The following is a 665-nucleotide window of genomic DNA, read 5'->3' as shown; positions in this document are numbered from 1 at the left end:
ACGATGAACAATACCAGGACGTTTAACACCACCAATTCCAGATAAACTATCGCCACAGTGGTAGATCAGAGCATTAACCAATGTACCTGTCAAATTGCCATTTCCGGGATGAACAACGAGACCAGCTTGTTTATTGATGACAATAACATGATCATCTTCAAAGAGAATATCCAATTTAATAGCTTCACCACTAGGTTTTGCATCCCGAAGGATAGGTATTGTTAATTCGATCATTTGGTTGGGTTTTAATTTTGTTTTTGGCTCATGTATTAAGTGACCATCAATTTTAAGATGACCTTCACGGATGAGGGCTTGCAAACGTGAACGTGATAGCGCATTATGATATTGTTTGGCTAGCCACTGATCAAGTCGTTGCCCAAGAGCACCTTCATCCGTTATTTGCTGTGTTACCATACGATTCCTATTAAGCTTTTAATAAGATTTTTTACCAATATGAAATTGCTTTGGTATCGAGAAATTCTTTAATTCCCCATTGTCCGCCTTCACGGGCACGTCCAGAAAATTTTACACCTCCAAAGTAACTCTCCCTGGGTAACTCATGTCCGTTAACTTCTACCATACCAGACCGTACTTGTGCAGCGATACGACGGCATTTGTTGCGATCTTGCGATTGTATATAGTTTGTGAGACCATATTCGGTGTCA

2 protein-coding genes are annotated in these 665 nt (G+C 40.2%); both read right to left on the bottom strand.

Features of this window, described 5'->3' with window-relative positions; genetic code table 11:
* Window positions 1-414, bottom strand: a 414-nt coding sequence (locus ACFIK8_RS11805; protein ID WP_375669538.1) for a S4 domain-containing protein, incomplete at its 3' end; no start/stop codon positions are given.
* Window positions 415-445: 31 nt separating this feature from the next.
* Window positions 446-665, bottom strand: a 220-nt coding sequence (locus tag ACFIK8_RS11800) for an aldehyde dehydrogenase family protein (RefSeq protein WP_375669537.1), incomplete at its 5' end; no start/stop codon positions are given.

The sequence above is a fragment of the Bartonella sp. MR168JLCBS genome (genome assembly GCF_042194175.1).
The sequence above is the reverse complement of the archived record's forward strand: the minus strand, read 5'-3'. Positions and strand labels throughout refer to the sequence as shown.